This window comes from Bacillus sp. C30 (genome assembly GCF_040838255.1).
GTDB lineage: Bacteria > Bacillota > Bacilli > Bacillales > Bacillaceae_G > Bacillus_A > Bacillus_A mycoides.
Map to the genome: position 1 here is coordinate 1 of NZ_JBFPJH010000207.1, position 5,939 is coordinate 5,939.

A 5,939-nucleotide genomic window follows, 5' to 3' on the forward strand; every position below is an offset into this window, starting at 1 on the left:
AGTAGGACGTCGCCAAGCAACTTTAAGACGAGTCAGAATGACTCGTCTTTTTTGTGTTTAATGAAATAAGCTTGTTATTAATGGCTCAAGAAATCCATTGATAACAAGCTTATTTGTTTAAAGATAAATGTATTTATCTAGTATGGACTTCCGGTAAAATCGTTATTTATCATAGCTTCACTTTGTTTTTTACATCGATAAGCTTAAAACGTTCGCAAACGAGCAGCATATCTTCAGAAAAACTAAGACCAAGTTCGCTTAGTTCCTTTGTAAAAAACTGAATATGGGTATCTCTCCAGTAACTATAGGTACGATCGCCTTCACCCTCAGCTACAGCAAATTCTTCAGTCACTTCATTCATTGGCATTATAGTTACTTCTATTGTCTTAATAATAGCTACAGGTTCATCCTGACTATTGAGTACAATACTATAATCGTTAGTTGTTGGTAGTGGTTCATTTTCTAATTCATAAAAAATATGGCCCGAGCATGTTGCGGTTTTCACACCATCAATGACTAATTGAGCGAGATAATCAGGAGAATCACCAAATTGCCAAGCTGTAACAGATTCTGGTTTTTTATTGTTTCCCCAATAAGTATCCCAATATGATTGTGCTAATGGATTCATTTGTATATTTACCTCGCTTTAGTTAAAATTCATTTTTTTATAAGCCTTGAGCAACTTGCTTATTTGTAATAGTTTTGTAGTCATATAAAATCTGGGTTGTTGTATTACGGATTAATACAAGTAATACGCTGAAGGAATATGGTTTATAAGCTCGTTCTGTCCATTTATGACCATTTTCCACGTAGACGCCCATATTAATAGACGGGATGTTTGATTTTCGAATTGTTTCGTATGGTAATGGATATAGTTGTTATGTAGTCTATTTGTGATTTGGGCTGCAATAAAGTTAGGATCAATGCCCGATCACCTACACGTACTTCTCTTCCATAAATATAGAAACAAGGAAGAAGTGATGTATAGCAAAGGGATGAGAACATTAGTTCTATCGTGGAGTAATGGGTAGACTCAATCAATTGAGGCGCTTATTTTTACTTCAGTATATGTGTATAAAGAAGAAATGCTATTACTAGGTTCGGATTTCAAATATAGCTTTTAACGTTACATATTTTAATGAAGTGTTGATTAGAAGTAAAGAATATTCGGATTATTAACATTGATCTATTATCCACTATGCCATATTGAAGTGAGTAATACTAGAGGTGAAATAGATAAAAACCGATATTCCTTGAATATCGGTTTAATAATATGTGACTTATATGAAGCTATAGCAATACGAAAAGTGTAAATACAATGGCTAACAAAATACGATAATATGCAAAAGGTTTTAAACCTATCTTTTCTAAAAGCTTCAGGAAGGTTACTACCGCTAGCATTGCTACTATAAAAGAGGTAATGAATCCTATAGCAAACATAGGAATATCATCCGCACTTAAATACTTCCAACTTTTTAATAAGTCTAAGCCTGTAGCTCCAACCATTACAGGAAGAGCAATGAGAAAAGAGAACTCAGATGCAGCCTTATAATTTACTTTCGCTAATAGACCTCCAGAAATAGTAGAGCCAGCCCTTGAGAAGCCAGGATATACTGCTAAGCATTGAAATAATCCAATTGTTAATGCTTGACGGTATGTTAAATCATCTAGTGAAAAAGCGGTTACATCTGCTTTTTTTGCTTCTGCAAAAATCATAAGAAATGCTCCTGCTACAAGTCCGATTACGACAGTATACGGCTGGAATAAGTATGCTTTAATAACATCATGTAATAATAAGCCAACAACTACTGCTGGGAATACACCGAGAAAAACATGTAATGCATTGAATTTTTTCTCTTTCCGTAGAAGGGGTTTAATATTACATAAAGAAACAAGGCGTTTGTGATATAAAATCGCGATAGCTAAAATTGCCCCTAACTGTATGACAATTTCAAACGTTTTTGCCCTTTCTCCTTCAAAACCTAATAAATGTCCGACTAATATAAGATGGCCAGTAGAAGAGATGGGTAAAAATTCAGCTAACCCTTCTACAATGCCAAGTATGAAGGCAATGATAAGATCGCTCATAGTTTCACTCCTATAGATTAATGAATATCTACTCTTTTAAAATAGAATAGTGTTGTAATAAATCCGAAAATAGCTGTTACTGCAATGATGATATAAGAATACTCTGGTGGATAAGTCGGTTGTAATTCGTTATTTGCTATATCTAGAATAGCGGTCCATGGGAATAGGTCTTTATGTTTTGAATTTACGATCATAAGGTTAGTCATTGTAATAATGATTGTTAATATAATAGGCGGTACATAGGTCTTCATTACAAGAGTTAGTAGTACAATAGGTGAAGACAAAAGAAAGAGAAGTCCACCACATATTAAAAATTTTACGAGAGAGCCTAAAAGTAAGGTGATACTAAACCCAGGGAAGCTACCTACTAGCCCTAATAATAAAGTTAGCGCCCAAGCAACTAAAGTTAGCATCATGATCCAAAGGAATAGAAGGATAAACTTACTTATAATAAAGTTAATACGTGATACTGGGATAGTTAGCAAGTTTTTTAATGTATCTTCCGTGTATTCACGGGTAAATAGATAAGCGATTACAACTCCATATAAGGGGAATCCTATAATTAAAGTAGTGTATAGGTTAACTTCAGTGAACAGTTGACCAAATAAAATAGTTGGAGTAGGCTGCTTTGTCTTCAGGTGTATATAAGAAGCTACAACCACTAAAAATGGCGCGACACCTGCTCCGATAATACTAATCAAAAACATATTGGATCGTTTCAATTTTAATAGTTCTGTATAAAGAAGATTAACCAATTGCGCCACCCCCAACTAGTTTGGTGAAATAATCTTCTAGTCTATCTTCGCTCATCACAATTTTTAATATTTCAACATCATTACGAACTAACGTTCTGTTAATATGTCCTTGCTGTCCAAAGTGAGAATAAACGCGAATATTTCCTTCATCATGTACCTCATAATCAAAAATTTGAAAATGCTTTTCTAATAGCATCGCAGCTTTATTATCATTATTTACCTGGAATTCTATGTACTTACGATTGGCTTTACGCAGTGTATCAAGAGAAACTTCTTCTAATAACCTTCCTTCATGAATAATTCCGATACGATCGACTAGTTGTTCCACCTCAGCTAATATATGACTAGAAATGAGTATCGTTATATTTCTGTCTTGAGCTAAAGATTTAATGAGTTTTCGCATTTCTTTAATACCAATTGGATCTAGTCCGTTAGTTGGTTCATCTAGTATGAGTAGTTCAGGATAATGGAGAAGAGCACGTGCAATTCCTAAGCGTTGCTTCATTCCTAAAGAGTATTTTCCTACTAATTTTTTTGTTTCGTGCTGCAAGCCTACAATTTCTAATGCTTCTTCAATTGCATTCCTTTTGTGAACTCCAATTATCTTTGCATTAATTAATAAGTTCTCTCTTGCAGTTAAGTTTTCATAAAATCCTGGGACTTCAACGATAGAACCAATTCTTCTTAAAATGTCTTTTGGATTCCGAAGTAAATCCTCACCGAATATTTCTATATTTCCACTTGTAGGTTTTATAAGACTAAGCAGCATACGGATTGTAGTTGTTTTACCAGCACCGTTCCGCCCTATGAATCCATAAATCTCTCCTTGCTGTACATTTATATTTAGATTATCTACTGACTTTTGGTTCCCATAAACTTTAGTAAGGTTTGTCGTTTTTATAATTGTATTTATAGGGGGCACCTACTTTCTATAAGTTCTTAATTACATAATAAAAAGGAAGGTTTAACTGCATATTAATCATTTCTTAACTATTTCTTAAAAGTAGTGTGTTTTGGGACGGAAAAACCAAAAGTAGTTCGTTCCCAGGGAATACTGTCAACCCATATACGCCCACCATTTTTTTCAACGAGGGCTTTAGAAATAGAAAGTCCGAGGCCACTACCACCGTAAGAAGGATTTCTTGATTGTTCGCTGCGGTACATCCGCTTAAATACGTTTTGTAAATCATGTTTTGGAATACCGGGTCCCTTGTCCCAAATAAGAATCTCATATTCTGTATTGGTTTCTAGTAGTTCGACTCCTACTATTTTCCCAGCTTTTCCGTGATGGATAGCGTTTTTTATTAGATTACCTATAATTCGTATAAGGCTAAGGTGATCTGCAATAATAGGGGAAGTAGATTCTGGTATGAGAACTTGTAGTTCAATGTTATGTTTTGACAGCTCGGGTAAAAATTCGATTAATACTTCTCTAGTAACCTCAGAAAAATCGAGTTCTTCTTCTTTTAATGGAAACTCATCAGCATCTAGCTTGGCCATATTAAAGATTTCATCGACCAGATGTTTTAAGTCATTCGATTTCTTATAAAGTATTTCAAGATATTCTTGCTTTTCTACTTCAGAAGCAGCGACATCATCTTTTAAAGCATCAATATATCCAATAATAGAAGTAAGTGGTGTCCGGATATCATGTGAGATATTAGATAAAAGTTGTTTTCTAGCTTCTTGGGATTTCCTTGCTTCGATCTGACCCTTTTCTAATGCAGTTATTAAGTCGTTTATTGAAAACACGATACTATTTAGTGAACGGTCGTTATTTGTGAATAGCCTCGTTTGTAAATTCCCTTTAAGTGCACGGCTTAATTTAGTAACCATCGATTCGTTGCTTTGAATAAAGCGAACTCTTGAAAAGAAAAGATATATTGTGATTATGATAAGAGCAATAAATAAAGATATTTTTACATGGTATCCCATATCTATATTTAAAAGTCCGCAAATGATAAGTTGTAATGAAATAAGAAAGAGGACCTTATCATTTTTCAACCTGTTCACCTACAAACTTATAACCGATTCCCCATACAGTCTGAATGAATTTTGGATTGGAAGAATCGATTTCTATTTTCTTTCTAAGCTTTCTAATATGCACCATAACTGTATTATCATCTTCTATATAATTATCGTCCCATACATTCCGAAAGAGTTGTGTTTTCGTAAATACTTGCTCTGGGTTTGAAGCGAAGAATTTTAACAGTTCAAGTTCTTTTCCAGTTAAGTTGATTTCTTTTCCGTTCGTATGGACTGTGTATTTTTTAAAATCGATAGTTAGTCCTTTAAATGTTAAAGCTGTTTTCTCTTGTACGTTAGTGTTACTTCCAAGAACTAAAAAACGTCGCATAAGAGCTTTTACTCTTGCAACCACTTCGTGAATACTGAAAGGTTTCGTAATATAATCATCAGCACCTATGCTTAAGCCCAAAATTTTATCAACTTCGTGATCTTTAGCAGTTAGCATTAATATAGGAATGTTGGTTGTATCTCTAAGTTTTCTACACACTTCGATACCATCTGCTTTCGGCATCATAAGATCTAATATAACGAGGTTGTAGTTATTTTGGTTAAATAAGCACAACACTTCTTTGCCATTAATTGCAGTATCTACCATATATAATTCTCGTTCTAAATATCTTTTTAATAAGTCTCGAATTTCTTTATCGTCATCTGCTATAAGAATACGTATATCTTTCATATCGTCACCTGTTTCTAATAGAATGTTATTGATATTACAACTTGATAAACAAAGGGGAATAGGGAGCGGTAATAAAAAATAAAGCAACTTTCTAATTATATACTATTAATTGTTAAAATAAGGTTGCTAGTTTAGCTGAAAAGAATCAATTGTATGAGTTCGGTAAGATGGGGGAAGCGAGTCCTTTGAAATAGAGAAGTGCCTAAATTGAATAGTATTTAGAAGAATAGATTGGTAAAGAAAAGTAGACGATGGTTTCTACTTTAATGAGATCTTTGTAGGTCCTTATCTAGAGTTAAAAGAGTGCAAAGGTACTAAATTAAATTTCTTTGTAAAAAGGTATTGACGATTAGTATATAGAGGTGTAATATAGGACAAGTCGCCGATAG

The 5,939-nt window shown here is 33.7% G+C and carries 6 protein-coding genes and 1 pseudogene; all 7 read right to left on the reverse strand.

The window, feature by feature from the left end; all coding sequences use genetic code 11:
• Positions 1–169 precede the first annotated feature (169 nt).
• The 7 genes and pseudogenes from AB3X49_RS16410 to AB3X49_RS16440 all read right to left on the reverse strand — a co-directional run bounded on the left by AB3X49_RS16410 (position 170) and on the right by AB3X49_RS16440 (position 5,550).
• Positions 170–628 carry an ASCH domain-containing protein gene (locus AB3X49_RS16410; RefSeq protein ID WP_367963384.1) on the reverse strand — a complete coding sequence of 153 codons (459 nt, stop codon included), beginning with the start codon at positions 626–628 and terminating at the stop codon, positions 170–172.
• 37 nt (positions 629–665) lie between these two features.
• A pseudogene (locus AB3X49_RS16415) lies at positions 666–866 on the reverse strand (peptidase M20); the annotation flags it as partial.
• A gap of 424 nt (positions 867–1,290) precedes the next feature.
• Positions 1,291–2,088: an undecaprenyl-diphosphate phosphatase gene (gene bacA, locus AB3X49_RS16420; protein WP_078177466.1), complete on the reverse strand. Its 798-nt coding sequence runs from the start codon at positions 2,086–2,088 to the stop codon at positions 1,291–1,293.
• A 17-nt stretch (positions 2,089–2,105) separates the two neighbouring features.
• On the reverse strand, positions 2,106–2,843 hold the full coding sequence (locus tag AB3X49_RS16425) for an ABC transporter permease (RefSeq protein WP_078177468.1): 738 nt from the start codon (positions 2,841–2,843) through the stop codon (positions 2,106–2,108).
• The gene (locus AB3X49_RS16430) at positions 2,836–3,765 is read right to left on the reverse strand and encodes an ABC transporter ATP-binding protein (RefSeq protein WP_367963386.1); all 930 of its coding nucleotides are present in this window, start codon (positions 3,763–3,765) and stop codon (positions 2,836–2,838) included. The genes AB3X49_RS16425 and AB3X49_RS16430 overlap by 8 nt, the downstream gene beginning before the upstream one ends.
• Before the next feature lie 68 nt (positions 3,766–3,833).
• Positions 3,834–4,847, reverse strand: a complete 1,014-nt coding sequence (locus tag AB3X49_RS16435) for a sensor histidine kinase (RefSeq protein ID WP_078177471.1) — start codon at positions 4,845–4,847, stop codon at positions 3,834–3,836.
• On the reverse strand, positions 4,837–5,550 hold the full coding sequence (locus tag AB3X49_RS16440) for a response regulator transcription factor (protein ID WP_367963388.1): 714 nt from the start codon (positions 5,548–5,550) through the stop codon (positions 4,837–4,839). The genes AB3X49_RS16435 and AB3X49_RS16440 overlap by 11 nt, the downstream gene beginning before the upstream one ends.
• Positions 5,551–5,939 lie beyond the last annotated feature (389 nt).

Bases quoted from the DNA above. Each gene is read 5' to 3' on its own strand.
- AB3X49_RS16410 (WP_367963384.1), bottom strand. From the start codon at position 628: ATGAATCCATTAGCACAATCATATTGGGATACTTATTGGGGAAACAAT.
- bacA (WP_078177466.1), bottom strand. From the start codon at position 2,088: ATGAGCGATCTTATCATTGCCTTCATACTTGGCATTGTAGAAGGGTTA.
- AB3X49_RS16440 (WP_367963388.1), bottom strand. From the start codon at position 5,550: ATGAAAGATATACGTATTCTTATAGCAGATGACGATAAAGAAATTCGA.